The sequence below is a fragment of the Sphingomonas paucimobilis NBRC 13935 genome (assembly GCF_000739895.2).
In the GTDB taxonomy this organism is placed as follows: Bacteria; Pseudomonadota; Alphaproteobacteria; order Sphingomonadales; family Sphingomonadaceae; genus Sphingomonas; species Sphingomonas paucimobilis.
The window spans coordinates 1-16830 of record NZ_BBJS01000059.1 but is presented as its reverse complement, the minus strand read 5'-3'; the positions used below and the strand labels follow the sequence as shown (position 1 = coordinate 16830).

Below are 16830 nucleotides of genomic sequence, written 5' to 3'. Positions count from 1 at the left end.
ATCAGCCCTCCTGCGTCAGTTCACGGAGCGTCGCGATCAGCGTGCGGCGCGTCAGCGGAATCTTGAAGTCGTTCGAGCCATAGCCCTTGGCATCGGCCAGCAGCGCATCGGCGGCGGCGTGGAACGCCGCGTCGGTGGGTTCCTGCCCGATCAAAGTGGCCTCGACCGCTTCGTTGCGCCACGGCATCGGGCCGAGCCCGCCGAAGGCCAGCCGCGCCGAGGCGATCCTGCCATCCTCGACCGCGACGATCCCGGCGACCGACACCAGGGCGAAGGCGTAAGAAGCCCGGTCGCGCACCTTGCGATAGGTCTGGTTCCCCTCGGGCGCGGGGGGCAGTTCGACATGGGTGATGAGTTCGCCCGGCTCCAGCGCCGTCTCGATCTCCGGCGTCGAACCCGGCAGGCGGTAGAACTCGCCGATCGCGATGCGGCGGCGATCGCCATCGGGCTTCTGGGTGACGATGACCGCCTCCAGCGCGCGCATCGCGACGGCCATGTCGCTGGGATGGGTGGCGATGCACTGGTCCGAGGTGCCGAGGATCGCGAGGATGCGGTTCTCCCCGCCGATCGCCGAACAGCCGCTGCCCGGCTCGCGCTTGTTACAGGGGGTGGCAGGGTCGTAGAAATAATAGCAACGCGTCCGCTGGAGCAGATTGCCGCCCGTGGAGGCCTTGTTGCGCAACTGCCCCGACGCACCGGCCAGCAGCGCACGCGACAGCACCGGGTACCGCTCGATCACGCGCGCATCGGCGGCGAGGTCGCTATTGGGCACCAGTGCGCCGATCGTCAGGCCGCCATCCTCGCGCTCCTCGATCTCGCCCAGGTCCAGGCGGCTGATATCGACCAGCGTGTCGGGCGTCTCGACCTGCAACTTCATCAGGTCGAGCAAATTGGTGCCGCCGGCGATGAAGCGGGCGCCGGGCACCGCGCCATCCCGGGTGGCGGTGCCGATCGAGTCGGCGCGGGCATAGTCGAACAGCTTCATGCCGCAACCTCCCGGCCGACATCTTCATTGGGATTGCGGTCGCCTTGCCCCGCCACTTCACGGATCGCGTCGACGATATTGGGATAGGCGGCGCAGCGGCAAAGATTGCCACTCATCCGCTCGGAGATTTCCTCGACGGTCAGCTCAGCCTGGCTGAGGTCTTCGGTGACATGACTCGGCCAGCCCTTCTTCACCTCGTCGAGCATCCCGACCGCCGAGCAGATCTGCCCCGGCGTGCAATAGCCGCACTGGAAACCGTCATGGCGGACGAACGCATCCTGCATCGGGTGGAGGTTGCCCGGCTGGCCCAACCCCTCGATCGTGGTGATCTCGTCATCCTGATGCATCACGGCGAGCGTCAGGCAGCTATTCACCCGCCGTCCGTTGACCAGCATCGTGCACGCGCCGCACTGGCCATGATCGCAGCCTTTCTTCGAGCCGGTCAGCCCGAGATGCTCGCGGCACAGATCGAGCAGCGAGGTGCGGACATCGACCTCGATGTCATGGGATTGACCATTGATTGTGAAATGCATCGCGGCATCCCCTTGGGATTACAATTGGATGAACAAACGCCATGCTTTCCGCACGTTTCCCGTTGCGAACCACTCTCATTGCCGCCGCACTGGTCTTGGGGCAGTCTGAGGCCATGTCCGCCGATCTGTCGAAACCGCTTTCCTTGCCTATCGTCATCGCGCATCGCGGCGCGAGCGGGGAGCGGCCAGAGCACACACTCGCCGCCTATGATCTGGCGATCCGTGAGGGCGCGGATGTGATCGAGCCCGATCTGGTGCCGACCAAGGACGGCCATCTCGTCGCGCGGCATGAGAATGAGATTTCGGGGACGACCGATGTCGCCTCGCATCCCGAATTCGCCGATCGCAAGACGACCAAGACGATCGATGGCCAGACCGAAACCGGCTGGTTCACCGAGGATTTCACGCTGGCCGAGTTGAAGACGCTGGGCGCCCGCGAACGCCTGCCGCAGCTTCGCTCGACCGCCTATGACGGGCAGTTCCAGATTCCCACGCTGGAAGAGATCATCGCGCTTGCCAAGCAGTGGTCGAAGGAGTTGGGGCGGGCCATCGCCATCTATCCCGAAACCAAGCACCCGACCTATTTCGCCTCGATCGGCAAGGGCACCGATGCCCCGCTGGTCGCCGCGCTGACCAAGGCGGGCTGGACGACGGCGGACGCGCCCGTCTTCATCCAGTCGTTCGAGGTGAACAACCTCAAGCATTTGAAGACGATAACCGGCATCCGCCTGATCCAGCTCGTGGCAGGCGAGGGCGGTCCGGCGGATGGCGCCGCGCCGACCTATGCCGCGATGATGACGCCCGAAGGGATGAGGCAGGTCGCGACCTATGCCTGGGGGATCGGACCGGACAAGGCGATGCTGTGGCAGGGCGACGCGCCCACGACGCTGGTCGCCGATGCCCACCGGACGGGGCTCCGCGTCCATCCCTGGACCTATCGCGCCGAAAATTATTTTGTGCGGCCTGCCTTCCGCCGGGGGACCGATCCCAAGGCGCATGGCGATGTCGCGGGCGAAATTCGCGCCGCGCTGGGGCAGGGCATCGACGGATTCTTCACCGATTTCCCGCAAATCGGGGTAGAAACGCGCAACGCTTTCCTGCGCGCCCGCTGAAAGACCCCGTGACCATGCGTAACCTCGTCCTGAAACTCGCCGTCCTGACCCTGCCGCTCACGACCGGAGGCTGCGTCAAGACGGTCGCCAGCGTCGTGAAGGCCCCGTTCCAGGCAGCGGGTCAGGTGGTCGACTGGACGACGACCAGCCAGGACGAGGCCGATCGCAATTACGGTCGCAAGATGCGCAAGAAGGAAGCGCGCGAAGGTCGCGAGCGGCGGGACTATGAAAAGCAGTGCCGCAAGCATCCCGAACAGTGCCAGCAAGGGCCACAGGGCCAACCCAGCCAGCAGGGCTATGACGGCTATCGCGCCGGTTACTGATCGCTGACGGACGGCCATTCGGCGAGAATGGCCGCCACCGCCGCCAGCACCTGCGGTCGGTGCTGGACCCACAAATGGCTGGAGCGGACTTCGACCGCTGGAGTCGTCTCGTCCCGGCAGATGATCCCGGCAACCAGCCCGTCGCTCCGGCTCCAGATCGCGGCCGAGGGGCAGGGGAGCGGCCCCGCGATCGCCGCCGAGCGCGCGAGGACCGCCGGGTCATCCACCCGCTCGCCGGTCAACCGCTCGAAGACGCGCCAGACATTGGTCGCGCGGGCCGGCCCGGCATAGGGCGAGGAGATGGTGATGACGCCCGCCACCAGATCGGGTCGCGCTTGCGCCACCATCCGCGCCATGATCCCGCCCAGGCTGACCCCGACGAGCGTGACTGGGCCATGCTCCGCCAGTTTTTCGATGCGGGCGATCAGATGTTCGGCATGGGCCCCGACACTGCGCACGCCGAGGTTGCGACCGAGCCCCCAGCCATGGGTGCGATAACCCTTGGTGGTCAGATAGCGGCGGAGCAGGATGTTGGACCCGTCGCCGTTGAACAGGCCGGGCAGCAGCATCACCGTCCGCCCGTCGCCACGCGGCGCGGCGGCCAGTTCTGCCCGGTGCCGCCACCACGTCGCGCCCATCCACAATGCGCGGGGCAGTTCGGCGGCCCAGAGCGCCTTGGACGGCGGCGGGATCACAGCCAATGCATTACCGTCCAGGGGAAGGGCGTCCACCATCCCATCCGCACCCCCGCCGCCGCCAGCGCATCGCCGGTCCAGCTATTGCAGGTATGCACGGCGCTATAGCGGCCATTCGCTTCGTAAAAGGCGTCATACACGTCATAGCCGGGAGAATGTGGTCCCCCGCGCCGCCAGCTTGCCCGGATGAAAGCGACCAGTCGATGATACGCCTCGGGCGACAGGCGGATCCTGCGCACATCATCGCCATTGGCGCGGGGGAGCGGCAGATGGTCGACATGGATCAGCGTCCGGTCGCTGCCCAGCGCGGCGTGCAGGATCGTCCCCGGCCGGACATCGCGCCAATGCGGCGTCTCGCGGAAAAACCCCGCCTCGCCCCAGCCGATGGCAAGGAAGGGGAAGCCCGCATAGCGCGGATCGCGCAGATCCTGGGGCGGCGCCCAGTCGCGCCAGTCCACCCCCGCCGCCTGTTTGGGCACGATGATCGCGGTGTGGATCGCGCTCGACTCGACATAGATGGTGACCGCGTCCGGCCCGGCGGCGGCCGGCATTGCGACGGTCCGGCGAGGGATGGCGCCAAGTGTCAGCCCTGCCGCAAAATAACAGGCGAAGAGCAGCGCCATCGCCGCTGCCACCCCTCTTGCAACCCGGCCCAGCCGTCGCCACGATATGGTTTCATTTGTCACCATCATCATGATAGGCTCCGCTCATGGCACAGGATACCCATGTTCTCGCCGCCCCGCCCGAAGGCGCCGGAGCCGACTGGACCATCCCGCAGGGGTGGGAACATTATACGGCGGAGGAGCATGCGACCTGGGATAGGCTGTTCGCGCGCCAATCCCAGTTGCTGCCGGGCCGGGCGTCGGAGGCGTATTTGCGCGGTCTCGACGTGCTCAAGCTATCGCGCCCCGGCATTCCCGATTTCGAGGAATTGTCCGAGCGACTGATGCGGCTGACGGGGTGGCAGGTCGTGGCGGTGCCCGGACTGGTGCCCGACGATGTCTTCTTCGATCACATGGCCAATCGCCGCTTCGTCGCGGGCAATTTCATCCGGCGGCCCGACCAGCTAGATTACCTCCAGGAGCCCGACGTCTTTCATGACGTGTTCGGCCATGTCCCGATGCTCGCCGATCCGGTCTTCGCCGATTATCTCGCGGCCTATGGGCGCGGTGGGCAGCGCGCGCTGGGGATGGATGCGCTCAAATATCTGGGGCGGCTTTACTGGTACACGGTTGAGTTCGGGCTGGTCCGCGAGGATGGCGACCTGCGCATTTACGGCGCGGGGATCGTGTCGAGCTATTCGGAAAGCCGCTTCGCACTGGAGGATTCGAGCCCTAACCGGATCGGCTTCGACCTCGCCCGTGTGATGCGGACGGAATATCGGATCGACGATTTCCAGCAGAATTATTTCGTGATCCCCAGTTACGAGGATCTGCTCAAGACCACGTTGGAGACGGACTTCGCCCCGCTCTATGCCGAGATCAAGGCGTTGCCGGATATTCCGGTCGCGGAGATCGTCGAAGGGGATGACGTGGTGACGCGCGGGACGCAGGAATACGCGAAGGCGAAGTTGGGATAGGGATGCGCTTGGCCTTCGACGTCGCTCAGCCTGAATGACTGTTGGATGATCAGGCCTATTTCCCTCATTCCGTTCAGCCTGAGCGAAGTCGAAGGCCACGCCCCAAACCCCCGAACCGGAACCTTATCCCGCACCCCCGGTTCGCATGCACCATGCATGACCAGCCCAACAACGCGGTGAACTATCCGCTGCTCGCCCGCCCGCACATCCAGCTTTACGGCACGGTGGACGAGGTGATGTATGCCGGGTTCAAGGACCAGCTCGCCGCCGCGCCTGCCGAGGGGCCGCTGGTCGTGTCGATCACCACGCTGGGCGGCGACCCGGAGATGGCGCGAGCGATGGGCGACTCGATCCGGCTGTTGCGTGACTATACCGGGCGCGACACGCTGTTTCTGGGCAAGGTCGCGGTCTATTCGGCCGGCGCGACCCTAATGTCCGCCTTTCCCGTCGAGCATCGCTTTCTGACGCGCGGCACCCGGTTGATGCTGCACGAGCGGCAGATGAGCGGCAGCATCGACCTTTCGGGCCCGCTCACCAACCTGCCCGTGGTGCTCAAGGCCAAGCTGCATGAGATCGAACAGTCTGTCCTCATTCAGGAGGAGGGCTTCCGCGCCATCGTCAACGGCTCGAAGGTCACGTTCGAGACGCTACGCGAAAAGGCGCGTAGCAATTGGTATATCGACGCCGAGGAGGCGCGCGAGCTGGGTCTCGTCCTTGATGTGATCTGAGGCCGCGCATAAATCGGTCAAGACATTTGCGACAAGCGCCCCTGTCATGTATCGGCGGGGGCGATCCTTTGCCGACATGCCTGTCGGCCCATCCAGCGGGTTTGTGACCATGGCCGAATTTGCCCTGCCGAAGAACAGCGTCATCAAGAAGGGCGAAACGCACAAGGCGACCACCTCGGGGCGCCTGAAGAAGTTCAAGGTCTATCGCTACGACCCCGATTCGGGTCAGAACCCGCGCTACGATACGTTCGAGATCGATCTGGACGAATGCGGCCCGATGGTGCTCGACGCGCTCATCAAGATGAAGGCCGAGCAGGACAGCTCGCTGACCTTCCGCCGTTCGTGCCGCGAGGGCATTTGCGGGTCGTGCGCGATGAACATCGACGGCCGCAACGGCCTGGCCTGCACCACCGCGATTGAGGATGTGAAGGGCGAGGTGCGCATCACCCCACTGCCGCATATGGACGTGGTCAAGGACCTGGTCCCCGACTTCACCCATTTCTACGCGCAGTACGCCTCGATCAAGCCGTGGCTGCAGACGGTGTCGCCCGCCCCCTCGGGCAAGGAGCGGCTCCAGTCGCCCGACGACCGCGCCAAGCTCGACGGCCTGTATGAGTGTATCCTGTGCGCCTGCTGCTCGACCTCGTGCCCCAGCTATTGGTGGAACAGCGACAAGTTCCTCGGCCCGGCGATCCTGCTCCAGGCTTACCGCTGGCTGGCCGACAGCCGTGACGAGATGACCGGTGAGCGTCTGGACGAACTGGAGGATCCCTTCCGCCTGTATCGCTGCCACACGATCATGAATTGCGCGAATGTCTGCCCCAAGGGTCTGAACCCTGCCAAGGCGATCGCCGAGATCAAGAAGATGGAAGCCGAGCGGATCATCTGATTCGGTTGGTTCGATGGAATGGGAGAGGGGGCGGAAACGGCCCCCTTTTTTATTCCTCCCCAAGCTGTGCTTGGGGAGGGGGACCATGCGCAGCATAGTAGAGGGGCGGTATTCCCAACCGGGCGGTGCCACCCCTCCGTCAGCCCTACGGGCTGCCACCTCCCCTTGCAGGGGAGGAATGGGGTTGACGTCCGGGAGGGTAGGGCAGACATCGCCCCCAACATGCCCGATATCCTCAATGCCTATCGCCGCCTGATCGACGCCCAGGAACTTCGCCCCGATCCCGAACAGGCCGCCGCCGCCGCGCGACTCGAGCAGCTCGCGACCGAGCTGGAAACCCCGCGCAAGACCGGCCTTTTTGCCCGGCTGACCGGCAAGGGCGCACCCGCGCCCAAGGGCGTCTATCTCTGGGGCGATGTCGGGCGCGGCAAGTCGATGCTGATGGACCTGTTCTTCGACCATGTTGCGGTCGAGCCTAAGCGACGCGTCCATTTCGCCGAGTTCATGCTGGAGGTCCACGCGCGGATCGCCACCGAGCGCGCCAAGCAGGCCGGCGACCCGATCGCCCCCGTCGCTGCCGCACTGGCCGAGGAAACCCGGCTGCTTGCGTTCGACGAGATGATGGTGACCAACAGCCCCGACGCAATGATCCTGTCGCGGCTGTTCACCGCGCTGATCGAGGAGGGGGTGACGATCGTCACCACCTCCAACCGGCCGCCTAAGGACCTCTACAAGAACGGGCTCAACCGCGAGCATTTCCTGCCCTTCATCGCGCTCATTGAGGAGCGGCTCGACGTGCTGGCGCTCAACGGTCCCACCGATTACCGGCGCGACCGGCTGGGGCGGCTGGATACCTGGCTGGTGCCCAATGGGCCCAAGGCGACGATGACGCTGTCGGCGGCGTTCTTCCGCCTGACCGACTATCCCGTCGAGGATGCCGCGCATGTCCCCTCGGAAGACCTGAAGGTCGGCGGGCGCGTGCTGCATGTCCCCAAGGCTTTGAAGGGCGTCGCGGTCTTCTCGTTCAAGCGGCTGTGCGGCGAGGCGCGCGGGGCGGCGGACTATCTGGCGGTCGCGCGGCGTTTTCACACCGTCATCCTGGTCGGCATCCCCAAGCTGGGGCCGGAGAACCGCAACGAGGCGGCGCGCTTCGTTCAACTGATCGACGCGCTGTACGAGCACAAGGTCAAGCTGCTCGCCGCAGCCGATGCGCAGCCCGCCGAACTCTATGAAACGGGAGATGGGCGATTTGAGTTCGAGCGCACGATCAGCCGGTTGGAAGAGATGCGTTCGGAGGAGTATCTGGCCCAGGGCCATGGCGCCGACGAACCCTTAAACTGAGCTTAATGCACTTGCGAACTATTATCGTTTAAAATCTTAAACTCTGTGGATTAACGGTTGCCCCGACGCCGCAATAGGCGTAGGCCGCGTGACCAATCACGTACGTCCACTACGGAGTAGGATTGGAATGGCTCGCAAGAAGATCGCGCTGATCGGCGCCGGTAATATCGGCGGTACGCTCGCGCACCTCGCCGCGCTCAAGGGGCTGGGCGACATCGTCCTGTTCGACGTTGTCGAGGGCGTGCCCCAGGGCAAGGCGCTCGACCTGTCGCAGTGCGGCCCGGTCGAAGGCTTCGACGCGAACATCAAGGGTTCCAACGATTACGCCGACATTGCGGGCGCCGATGTTATCATCGTCACCGCCGGTGTCGCGCGCAAGCCCGGCATGAGCCGTGACGACCTGCTCGGCATCAACCTGAAGGTGATGAAGGCGGTCGGTGAGGGCATCAAGAACAACGCCCCCGACGCGTTCGTCATCTGCATCACCAACCCGCTCGACGCGATGGTCTGGGCGCTGCGCGAATTCTCGGGGCTCCCGGCGAACAAGGTCGTCGGCATGGCGGGCGTGCTCGACTCGGCGCGCTTCAGCCACTTCCTCGCCGAAGAGTTCGGCGTGTCGGTGAAGGACGTGAACACCTTCGTGCTCGGCGGCCACGGCGACACCATGGTCCCGGTCCTCGAATATTCGACCGTCAGCGGCATTCCGGTCAGCGACCTGATCGAGATGGGCTTCTCGACCAAGGAAAAGGTCGAGGAGATCGTCAAGCGCACGCGCGGCGGCGGCGGCGAGATCGTCGCGCTGCTCAAGACCGGCTCGGCTTTCTATGCGCCCGCGACCAGCGGCATCGCGATGGCCGAGGCGTATCTGTACGACCAGAAGCGCATCCTGCCGGCGGCGGCCCACCTGTCGGGTGAATATGGCATCGACAACCTCTATGTCGGCGTGCCCGTCGTGATCGGCGCCGGCGGCGTTGAGAAGGTCGTCGAGGTCAAGCTGTCGGACGAGGCGAAGGCGAACCTTCAGGTCTCGGTCGACGCGGTCAAGGAACTCCTCGTGGCCTGCAAGGGCATCGACGAGAGCCTGGCGTAAGATTGCGTCCTGAACTCCCTTGTGTTCCCGCGAAGGCGGGGACCCAATACTGGGCTCCCGCCTTCGCGGGAGCACAAGGGGGCGAGGGGTGACGAAAGCCGGCTACGTCTACATCATGGCGAGCCGACTGAATGGAACGATATATATCGGTGTCACCAGCGATCTTGCGAAGCGGGCCTATCAACACCGCAACGCCCTGATCGACGGGTTCACCAAGAAATACGGTTGCAGGTTTCTGGTCTGGTACGAAGCCCATGATGAACTGGACGGCGCGCGACTTCGCGAACGCCAACTCAAGAAATGGAACCGGGGCTGGAAGCTGCGACTGATCGAAGAGAAGAACCCGGATTGGCTCGACCTGTACGAGTCATTGTTTTGAGCGATCGTGTGCTCCCGCGAAGGCGGGAGCCCAGTACTGGGTCCCCGCCTCCGCGGGGACGCAATGGAGTTGGAAGCTAAAATGAGCATCCTCGTCAACAAGAACACCAAGGTCATCACCCAGGGCATGACGGGTGAAACCGGCACGTTCCACACCCAGCAGGCGCTGGCGTACGGCACGCAGATGGTCGGCGGCGTGACGCCGGGCAAGGGCGGCACCCAGCATATCGGCCTGCCGGTCTTCAACACCGTCGCCGAAGCCAAGTCGAAGACGGGCGCCGACGCGTCGGTCATCTACGTGCCGCCGCCCTTCGCGGCCGACTCGATCCTGGAAGCGATCGACGCCGAAATCCCGCTGATCGTGGCGATCACGGAAGGCATTCCGGTCCTCGACATGGTCAAGGTGAAGCGCGCCCTGTCGGGTTCGAAGTCGCGGCTGATCGGTCCGAACTGCCCGGGCGTGCTGACGCCGGGCGAGTGCAAGATCGGCATCATGCCGGGTTCGATCTTCAAGAAGGGCTCGGTCGGCGTCGTGTCGCGCTCGGGAACCCTGACCTATGAGGCGGTGTTCCAGACCTCGAATGCGGGCCTGGGTCAGACGACCGCGGTCGGCATCGGCGGCGACCCTGTCAACGGCACCAACTTCATCGACGTGCTGGAGTTGTTCCTGGCCGACGACGAAACCCAGTCGATCATCATGATCGGCGAGATCGGCGGCTCGGCCGAAGAAGAAGCCGCGCAGTTCCTGCGTGACGAGGCCAAGCGCGGCCGTTCGAAGCCGATGGCCGGATTCATCGCGGGCCGCACCGCGCCTCCGGGCCGTCGCATGGGCCATGCCGGTGCGATCGTGTCGGGCGGCCAGGGCGGCGCCGAGGACAAGATTGCGGCGATGGAAGCGGCCGGGATCAAGGTCGCGGCCAGCCCGTCGGAGCTCGGCTCGACCCTGTTGTCGGTGCTGAACAAGTAAGGCGTATCGCGTCACCCCGGCACACCCGCCGGGGTCCGTGGCGGCAGGCGGGCCGCTCGCGGCTGCGGACCCTAGGCGGATGTGCCGGGGTGGCGATCATGAAGAAGACGGGCGGTCGAGGAAGCGTCTCATGGGCTACGAAGGCCAGGATTTCAGCGACATCGCGGCGGGCGTCAGCCCCGCCTTCATCGAAGCGCTCTATGCCAAGTATCAGGCTGACTCGTCGTCGGTCGATGCCGGCTGGCGCAGCTTTTTCGACGGCCTGGAGCAGGGCGTGGGCGCGCCGAGCTGGCAGAACAAGCGCTGGCCGCTGACCTCGACCGACGATCTGACGGCGGGCCTCGATCCGACCCAGATGGAACCGGCCCCCAAGCCCGCCAAGGGTGGCAAGCCCGCTCCGGCGGCCGCTGCGGCCGCAGCCCCCTCGACCGCCGATATCGTCAAGGCGGCGGGCGACGCGATCCGCGCGCAGATGCTGATCCGCACCTACCGGGTGCGCGGCCATCTTGCTGCCAATCTCGACCCGCTCGGTCTGTCTGGCCTGCGTGAGCTTCCGGAAGATCTGAAGACCGAATATCACGGCTTCACCGACGCCGATATCGACCGCAAGGTCTATCTGGGCGGCACGATGGGCTTCGAATGGGCGACCGTTCGCGAGCTGGTCGATACGCTGCGTAAGAATTACTGCGGCAATGTCGGCCTGGAATATATGCACATCGCGGATGTGGAGGAGCGCCGCTTCCTCCAGGACCGGATGGAAGGCCAGGACAAGGCGATCGAGTTCACCGTCGATGGCAAGAAGGCCATCCTGAACAAGGTCATCGAGGCCGAGCAGTGGGAAAAGTTCCTCGGCAAGAAGTACGTCGGCACCAAGCGCTTCGGCCTGGACGGCGGCGAGTCGATGATCCCCGCGCTGGAATCGGTCATCAAGTACGGTGGCCAGATGGGAGTGCGCGAGATCGTGTTCGGCATGGCGCATCGCGGCCGTCTGAACGTGCTGGCCAACGTCATGGCCAAGCCGCTGCGCGTGATCTTCCACGAATTCGCCGGTGGTTCGGCCAACCCCGATGACATCGGCGGTTCGGGCGACGTGAAGTACCACCTCGGCACCTCGACCGACCGCGAGTTCGACGGCCACAAGGTCCATATGTCGCTGGTCGCCAACCCCTCGCACCTCGAGGCGGTGAACCCGGTCGTGCTGGGCAAGACCCGCGCGATCCAGACGATCGCGGGCGACCTGACCGATCACGCGGCCTCGGTGCCGGTGCTGATCCATGGCGACGCGGCGTTCGCGGGCCAGGGCATCGTGTGGGAGTGCCTCGGCTTCTCCGGCATCCGTGGCTACAACACGGGCGGCTGCGTCCACTTCATCATCAACAACCAGGTGGGCTTCACCACCAGCCCGCAGTTCGCGCGCTCCTCGCCCTATCCGTCGGATGTGGCCAAGGGCGTCCAGGCGCCGGTCTTCCACGTCAATGGCGACGATCCCGAGGCGGTGACCTTCGCCACCAAGATGGCGATCGAGTTCCGCCAGAAGTTCCACCGCGACATCGTGATCGACATGTGGTGCTATCGCCGCTTCGGTCATAACGAGGGCGACGAGCCGGGCTTCACCCAGCCGCTGATGTACAACAAGATCCGCTCGCACCCCGGTGTCGCCGAGACTTATGCGAAGCGCCTCGTCGCCGAGGGCGTGGTCGATCAGGCCTGGGTCGACGAGAACATCAAGCAGTATATCACGCGCTGCGAAGGCGAGTTCGAGGCGGGCGCGAGCTACAAGCCCAACAAGGCCGACTGGTTCGCCGGTCGCTGGTCGGGCCTGTCGGCACCGAAGGAGACCGATCAGGGCCGCCGCAACGTGGAGACCGGCCTCGATAAGAAGCTGTTCGACGCGATCGGCCGCACGCTGACCACGATTCCGGAAGGCTTGCAGGTCCACAAGACGCTGAACCGCGTGCTCGATGCCAAGCGGCAGATGTTCGCTACGTCCGAGAATTTCGACTGGGCGACCGGCGAGGCCTTGGCCTTCGGCTCGCTGCTGTCGGAAGGATACGGCGTGCGCCTGTCGGGCCAGGATTCGGGTCGCGGCACCTTCTCGCAGCGTCACGCGGTCTGGGTCGACCAGACCGACGAGCACAAGTACGTGCCGCTCAAGACCGTCGAGCATGGCAGCTTCGAGGTGCTGGACAGCCCGCTGTCTGAGTATGGCGTGCTGGGCTTCGAATATGGCTATGCGCTCGCCGATCCGAAGACTTTGGTGCTGTGGGAGGCGCAGTTCGGCGACTTCGTCAACGGCGCGCAGATCATGATCGACCAGTTCATCACGTCGGGCGAATCCAAGTGGCTCCGCGCCAACGGCCTCGTGATGCTGCTGCCGCATGGCTATGAAGGGCAGGGGCCGGAGCACTCGTCGGCACGTCCCGAGCGCTTCCTCCAGTCCTGCGCCAACGATAATATCCAGGTTGCGAACTGCACCACCCCGGCCAACTATTTCCACCTGTTGCGCCGCCAGATGCACCGTAACTTCCGCAAGCCGCTGATCGTCTTCACGCCCAAGTCGCTGCTGCGTCACAAGCTGGCGGTGTCGAAGGCCGAGGACTTCCAGGGCGAGAGCCACTTCCGCCGCCTGTTGTCGGACACCAACGGCGCTGCCGACGAGGCGACGACGCGTCTGGTCCTGTGCACCGGCAAGGTCGCCTATGACCTGATCGAGGCACGCGACGCGGCGGGCGACACCACGACCCAGATCGTGCGCGTCGAGCAGCTCTATCCGTTCCCGAGCGACGCGCTCGCCAAGCGGATCGCGCGGATGCCGAACCTGCAGGACGTGGTCTGGGCGCAGGAAGAGCCGAAGAACAACGGTTACTGGTTCTTCGTCGAGCCGCTGATCGAGGAAGCGCTGGCCGAAGCCGGGGCGTCGGTGAAGCGGGCGCGCTATGCGGGTCGTGCGGCGGCGGCATCGCCCGCCACCGGCCTGATGAAGCGCCACACCGCCGAGCAGGGTGCGCTGGTCGCCGATGCGCTGGGCCACAATGTCCGCGACGAAATCCGCCGGACGCGCGCCGAGGGCAGCAACACCACCGCCAAGCCGACCACGGCCGCCGCGGACTGAAACTGACGAATGCCCCGGCTCTTCGCGGAGCCGGGGAGGGATGAAATCTGGCGCGGGCGCTTTGCCCGCCCGCGTAAGAGCCCCGGCCCCAAGGCCGGGCGGAGGAAATGGAAATGGCGACTGAAGTTGTGGTGCCGACGCTGGGCGAATCGATCACCGAAGCGACCCTGGGCGAATGGCTGAAGCAGCCGGGTGACGCGGTCGCGGTCGACGAGCCGATCGCGAGCCTGGAGACCGACAAGGTCTCGGTCGAAGTGCCCTCGCCGGTGGCGGGTGTCATGGGTGAGCATGCCGTGAAGGTCGGCGACACGGTGCAGGTGGGTGCGCTGCTCGCGACCGTCGACGCCGGTGGCTCGGCCCCGGCCAAGACCGAAGCGGCGGCCCCGGCCGTGACCCAGGCTCCGGCGGCGGCTCCCGCCCCGGCTGCTGCGCCTGCCGCCGACGAGTCGAGCGACTCGCCTGCCGCGCTGTCGCCGTCTGTGCGTCGTGCGGTGCTCGAGCATGGCCTCGACCCCGCGACGATCAAGGGCACCGGCAAGGACGGCCGCATCACCAAGGAAGATGTCGCCGCCGCCGCCGCCAACAAGTCGAGCGCACCGGCTCTGGCCGCCGCTCCGGCCGCTGCCCCCGCCGGTTCGGCGCGCAAGGAAGAGCGCGTGAAGATGACGCGCCTGCGTCAGACGATCGCCAAGCGCCTGAAGGAAGCGCAGAACACCGCCGCGATGCTGACGACGTTCAACGACGTCGACATGACCGCGGTGATCGAGGCGCGCGCCAAGTATAAGGACCTGTTCGAGAAGAAGCACGGCGTCCGCCTGGGCTTCATGGGCTTCTTCGTGAAGGCCGCCACGATGGCGCTGAAGGACATTCCTTCGGTCAACGCCTCGATCGAGGGCGATGAGATCATCTATCACGACTATGCCGATATCTCGGTCGCCGTCTCGGCGCCGAACGGACTGGTCGTGCCGGTCATCCGCGATGCGCAGGATCTGACGGTCGCGGGCATCGAAAAGACGATCGGCGACTTCGGCAAGCGCGCCAAGGACGGCACGCTGAAGATGGAAGAGATGAAGGGCGGCACCTTCACCATCTCCAACGGCGGCGTCTTCGGCTCGCTGATGTCGACCCCGATCATCAACCCGCCCCAGTCGGCAGTGCTGGGCCTCCACCGTATCGAGGAGCGTCCGGTCGTCGTCGACGGCCAGATCGTCATCCGCCCGATGATGTACCTGGCGCTGTCCTATGACCATCGCATCATCGACGGCCGCGAGGCGGTGACCTTCCTCGTCGCGCTGAAGAACGCGATCCAGGACCCGACCCGCATCCTGATCGACCTCTGATCGGTTTGTGACCTATACGGACCCTTGCACCGGCGAGGGTCCGTTATTGCTGTATGAAGGCGGGTGCGCCCGCAGGCTGGACCCCGAACGCCGGGGAACGGGAGAGACAAATGGCTGAGTATGACTATGACGTCCTGGTGATCGGCGCTGGCCCCGGCGGCTATGTCGCGGCGATCCGCGCGGCGCAGCTGGGCCTGAAGACCGCATGCGCCGAAGCGCGCGAGACGCTGGGCGGCACCTGCCTTAATGTCGGCTGCATCCCGTCCAAGGCGCTGCTGCACGCCTCCGAGCTGTTCGAGGAAGCGAGCCACGGCGCGCTTGCCAAGTTCGGCGTCGAGATCGAGGGGGCCAAGCTCAACCTCGACCAGATGCATGCCGAAAAGGCCAAGGCGGTCGGCGAGCTGACCGGCGGCATCGAATATCTCTTCAAGAAGAACAAGGTCACTTGGCTGAAGGGCAAGGCGGCGTTCCAGGATTCGAGCACGGTCAAGGTCGGTGACCAGACCGTCACCGCGCGTGACATCGTGATCGCGACCGGATCGGTCGTGACCCCGCTGCCGGGTGTGGAGATCGATCAGAAGGTCGTGGTCGACTCGACCGGCGCGCTGGCGCTGCCCAAGGTGCCGGAGCATCTGGTCGTCATCGGCGGCGGCGTGATCGGGCTGGAGCTGGGCTCGGTCTGGCGGCGTCTGGGCGCCAAGGTGACGGTGGTCGAGTATCTCGACCAGATCCTCCCCGGCTTCGATGGCGAGGTCCGCAAGGAATCGGCCAAGCTGTTCAAGAAGCAGGGCATGGAGCTGAAGACCTCGACCAAAGTGACCGGCGTCACCATCGAGGGCGACCGCGCAACCGTGTCGGTCGAGCCGGCGGCGGGCGGCGTGACGGAAGCGCTGTCGGCCGATGCCGTGCTGGTCGCGATCGGTCGCAAGCCCAACACCGATGGGCTCAACCTCGAAGCGGCGGGCGTGAAGCTGAACGGCCGTGGCCAGGTCGAGATCGACCATGACTTCGCGACCAATGTCGACGGCATCTGGGCGATCGGCGACGTCGCGCCGGGCCTGATGCTCGCGCACAAGGCCGAGGACGAGGGCGTCGCGGTCGCGGAGAATATTGCTGGCCAGACCGGCATCGTGAACCACGATGTCATTCCCAGCGTCGTTTACACCATGCCCGAGATCGCCGGTGTCGGCCTGTCGGAAGAGGCCGCCAAAGAGCGCGGCGAGGTCAAGGTCGGCAAGTTCCCCTTCATGGCGAACAGCCGCGCCAAGACCAACCGCGACACCGACGGCTTCGTGAAGGTCATCGCCGACGCCAAGACGGACCGCGTGCTGGGCGTGTGGATCATCTCGAGCCTGGCTGGCACGATGATCGCGCAGGCGGCACAGGCGATGGAGTTCGGCGCGACGTCGGAAGACATCGCCTATACCTGCCACGCGCATCCGACCCATGCCGAGGCGCTTAAGGAAGCCGCCATGGCGGTGCAGGGCAAGCCGATCCATATCTGATCGGGTTTTGCCGGATGACGAAAGGGGCGGGCGCTGCGAAGTGCCTGCCCTTTTTGTTTGGCGGTACGCGGGAGCAATCCGAAGAACACATTATGCGCCGCCCTCTCGCACGGGGAGGTTGCCGCTGGACCGCAATCTCTGAGCGGCTATGCTCGGTTGGCTTTACGGCCACGCCTACGCGCTGTTGCCGCTGGACCGCAATCTCTGAGCGGCTATGCTTCATCGGCCTTGTCCATGACGAGTGTATTAGTTG

Annotated in this window: 16 protein-coding genes; 12 read left to right on the top strand and 4 right to left on the bottom strand. The window is 65.3% G+C overall.

The features are described from left to right. Window position 1 precedes the first annotated feature (1 nt). Both SP6_RS17980 and SP6_RS17975 read right to left on the bottom strand, forming a co-directional pair. Window positions 2–985 carry an FAD binding domain-containing protein gene (locus tag SP6_RS17980; RefSeq protein WP_007406791.1) on the bottom strand — a complete coding sequence of 328 codons (984 nt, stop codon included), beginning with the start codon at window positions 983–985 and terminating at the stop codon, window positions 2–4. After that, window positions 982–1518 carry a 2Fe-2S iron-sulfur cluster-binding protein gene (locus SP6_RS17975; RefSeq protein ID WP_007406783.1) on the bottom strand — a complete coding sequence of 179 codons (537 nt, stop codon included), beginning with the start codon at window positions 1516–1518 and terminating at the stop codon, window positions 982–984. Before SP6_RS17975 ends, SP6_RS17980 begins: the two co-directional genes overlap by 4 nt. Window positions 1519–1631: 113 nt before the next feature. Here SP6_RS17975 and SP6_RS17970 point away from each other — a divergent pair, with 113 nt between their 5' ends. Both SP6_RS17970 and SP6_RS17965 read left to right on the top strand, forming a co-directional pair. Next, entirely contained in the window at window positions 1632–2630 is a 999-nt protein-coding gene (locus SP6_RS17970) for a glycerophosphodiester phosphodiesterase (protein WP_007406788.1), read from the top strand. A gap of 14 nt (window positions 2631–2644) precedes the next feature. After that, complete coding sequence (locus SP6_RS17965) at window positions 2645–2953, top strand: hypothetical protein (RefSeq protein WP_037569939.1); 309 nt, start codon at window positions 2645–2647, stop codon at window positions 2951–2953. On the opposite strand, the gene SP6_RS17960 is transcribed toward SP6_RS17965, so the two are convergent. Both SP6_RS17960 and SP6_RS17955 read right to left on the bottom strand, forming a co-directional pair. Then, the gene (locus SP6_RS17960) at window positions 2947–3684 is read right to left on the bottom strand and encodes an esterase/lipase family protein (RefSeq protein ID WP_227876579.1); all 738 of its coding nucleotides are present in this window, start codon (window positions 3682–3684) and stop codon (window positions 2947–2949) included. The two genes, SP6_RS17965 and SP6_RS17960, sit on opposite strands and share 7 nt — an antisense overlap. Further along, window positions 3645–4271, bottom strand: a complete 627-nt coding sequence (locus SP6_RS17955) for a TIGR02117 family protein (RefSeq protein ID WP_037569942.1) — start codon at window positions 4269–4271, stop codon at window positions 3645–3647. Before SP6_RS17955 ends, SP6_RS17960 begins: the two co-directional genes overlap by 40 nt. Before the next feature lie 86 nt (window positions 4272–4357). Here SP6_RS17955 and phhA point away from each other — a divergent pair, with 86 nt between their 5' ends. The 10 genes from phhA to lpdA all read left to right on the top strand — a co-directional run bounded on the left by phhA (window position 4358) and on the right by lpdA (window position 16577). After that, window positions 4358–5227 (top strand): phenylalanine 4-monooxygenase, encoded by an 870-nt coding sequence (phhA, locus tag SP6_RS17950; RefSeq protein WP_007406793.1) that lies wholly within the window; start codon window positions 4358–4360, stop codon window positions 5225–5227. Between the two features lie 152 nt (window positions 5228–5379). Next, window positions 5380–5955, top strand: a complete 576-nt coding sequence (locus tag SP6_RS17945) for a ClpP family protease (protein ID WP_042469417.1) — start codon at window positions 5380–5382, stop codon at window positions 5953–5955. 109 nt (window positions 5956–6064) lie between these two features. Next, window positions 6065–6844, top strand: coding sequence for a succinate dehydrogenase iron-sulfur subunit (locus SP6_RS17940; protein WP_007407150.1), 780 nt, complete (start codon window positions 6065–6067; stop codon window positions 6842–6844). A gap of 222 nt (window positions 6845–7066) precedes the next feature. Then, entirely contained in the window at window positions 7067–8185 is a 1119-nt protein-coding gene (gene zapE, locus SP6_RS17935; RefSeq protein ID WP_007407147.1) for a cell division protein ZapE, read from the top strand. A gap of 127 nt (window positions 8186–8312) precedes the next feature. Further along, window positions 8313–9275 carry a malate dehydrogenase gene (gene mdh, locus SP6_RS17930; RefSeq protein WP_007407144.1) on the top strand — a complete coding sequence of 321 codons (963 nt, stop codon included), beginning with the start codon at window positions 8313–8315 and terminating at the stop codon, window positions 9273–9275. A gap of 88 nt (window positions 9276–9363) precedes the next feature. Next, window positions 9364–9654, top strand: a complete 291-nt coding sequence (locus tag SP6_RS17925; protein ID WP_007407149.1) for a GIY-YIG nuclease family protein — start codon at window positions 9364–9366, stop codon at window positions 9652–9654. Window positions 9655–9735: 81 nt separating this feature from the next. Then, window positions 9736–10620 (top strand): succinate--CoA ligase subunit alpha, encoded by an 885-nt coding sequence (gene sucD, locus SP6_RS17920; protein ID WP_042469416.1) that lies wholly within the window; start codon window positions 9736–9738, stop codon window positions 10618–10620. 130 nt (window positions 10621–10750) lie between these two features. Continuing rightward, the gene (locus tag SP6_RS17915; protein WP_007407145.1) at window positions 10751–13732 is read left to right on the top strand and encodes a 2-oxoglutarate dehydrogenase E1 component; all 2982 of its coding nucleotides are present in this window, start codon (window positions 10751–10753) and stop codon (window positions 13730–13732) included. A gap of 113 nt (window positions 13733–13845) precedes the next feature. After that, entirely contained in the window at window positions 13846–15072 is a 1227-nt protein-coding gene (gene odhB / locus SP6_RS17910) for a 2-oxoglutarate dehydrogenase complex dihydrolipoyllysine-residue succinyltransferase (RefSeq protein ID WP_037570294.1), read from the top strand. A gap of 110 nt (window positions 15073–15182) precedes the next feature. After that, window positions 15183–16577, top strand: a complete 1395-nt coding sequence (gene lpdA / locus SP6_RS17905) for a dihydrolipoyl dehydrogenase (protein ID WP_007407148.1) — start codon at window positions 15183–15185, stop codon at window positions 16575–16577. Window positions 16578–16830: the final 253 nt, after the last annotated feature.

Excerpts from the sequence above, each read along its gene's own strand:
- SP6_RS17945 (WP_042469417.1), top strand. The coding sequence starts at position 5,380 with ATGCATGACCAGCCCAACAACGCGGTGAACTATCCGCTGCTCGCCCGC.
- SP6_RS17955 (WP_037569942.1), bottom strand. The coding sequence starts at position 4,271 with ATGGCGCTGCTCTTCGCCTGTTATTTTGCGGCAGGGCTGACACTTGGC.
- zapE (WP_007407147.1), top strand. The coding sequence starts at position 7,067 with ATGCCCGATATCCTCAATGCCTATCGCCGCCTGATCGACGCCCAGGAA.
- SP6_RS17970 (WP_007406788.1), top strand. The coding sequence starts at position 1,632 with ATGTCCGCCGATCTGTCGAAACCGCTTTCCTTGCCTATCGTCATCGCG.
- sucD (WP_042469416.1), top strand. The coding sequence starts at position 9,736 with ATGAGCATCCTCGTCAACAAGAACACCAAGGTCATCACCCAGGGCATG.
- mdh (WP_007407144.1), top strand. The coding sequence starts at position 8,313 with ATGGCTCGCAAGAAGATCGCGCTGATCGGCGCCGGTAATATCGGCGGT.
- SP6_RS17975 (WP_007406783.1), bottom strand. The coding sequence starts at position 1,518 with ATGCATTTCACAATCAATGGTCAATCCCATGACATCGAGGTCGATGTC.
- SP6_RS17980 (WP_007406791.1), bottom strand. The coding sequence starts at position 985 with ATGAAGCTGTTCGACTATGCCCGCGCCGACTCGATCGGCACCGCCACC.
- SP6_RS17940 (WP_007407150.1), top strand. The coding sequence starts at position 6,065 with ATGGCCGAATTTGCCCTGCCGAAGAACAGCGTCATCAAGAAGGGCGAA.
- SP6_RS17965 (WP_037569939.1), top strand. The coding sequence starts at position 2,645 with ATGCGTAACCTCGTCCTGAAACTCGCCGTCCTGACCCTGCCGCTCACG.
- lpdA (WP_007407148.1), top strand. The coding sequence starts at position 15,183 with ATGGCTGAGTATGACTATGACGTCCTGGTGATCGGCGCTGGCCCCGGC.
- odhB (WP_037570294.1), top strand. The coding sequence starts at position 13,846 with ATGGCGACTGAAGTTGTGGTGCCGACGCTGGGCGAATCGATCACCGAA.
- phhA (WP_007406793.1), top strand. The coding sequence starts at position 4,358 with ATGGCACAGGATACCCATGTTCTCGCCGCCCCGCCCGAAGGCGCCGGA.
- SP6_RS17915 (WP_007407145.1), top strand. The coding sequence starts at position 10,751 with ATGGGCTACGAAGGCCAGGATTTCAGCGACATCGCGGCGGGCGTCAGC.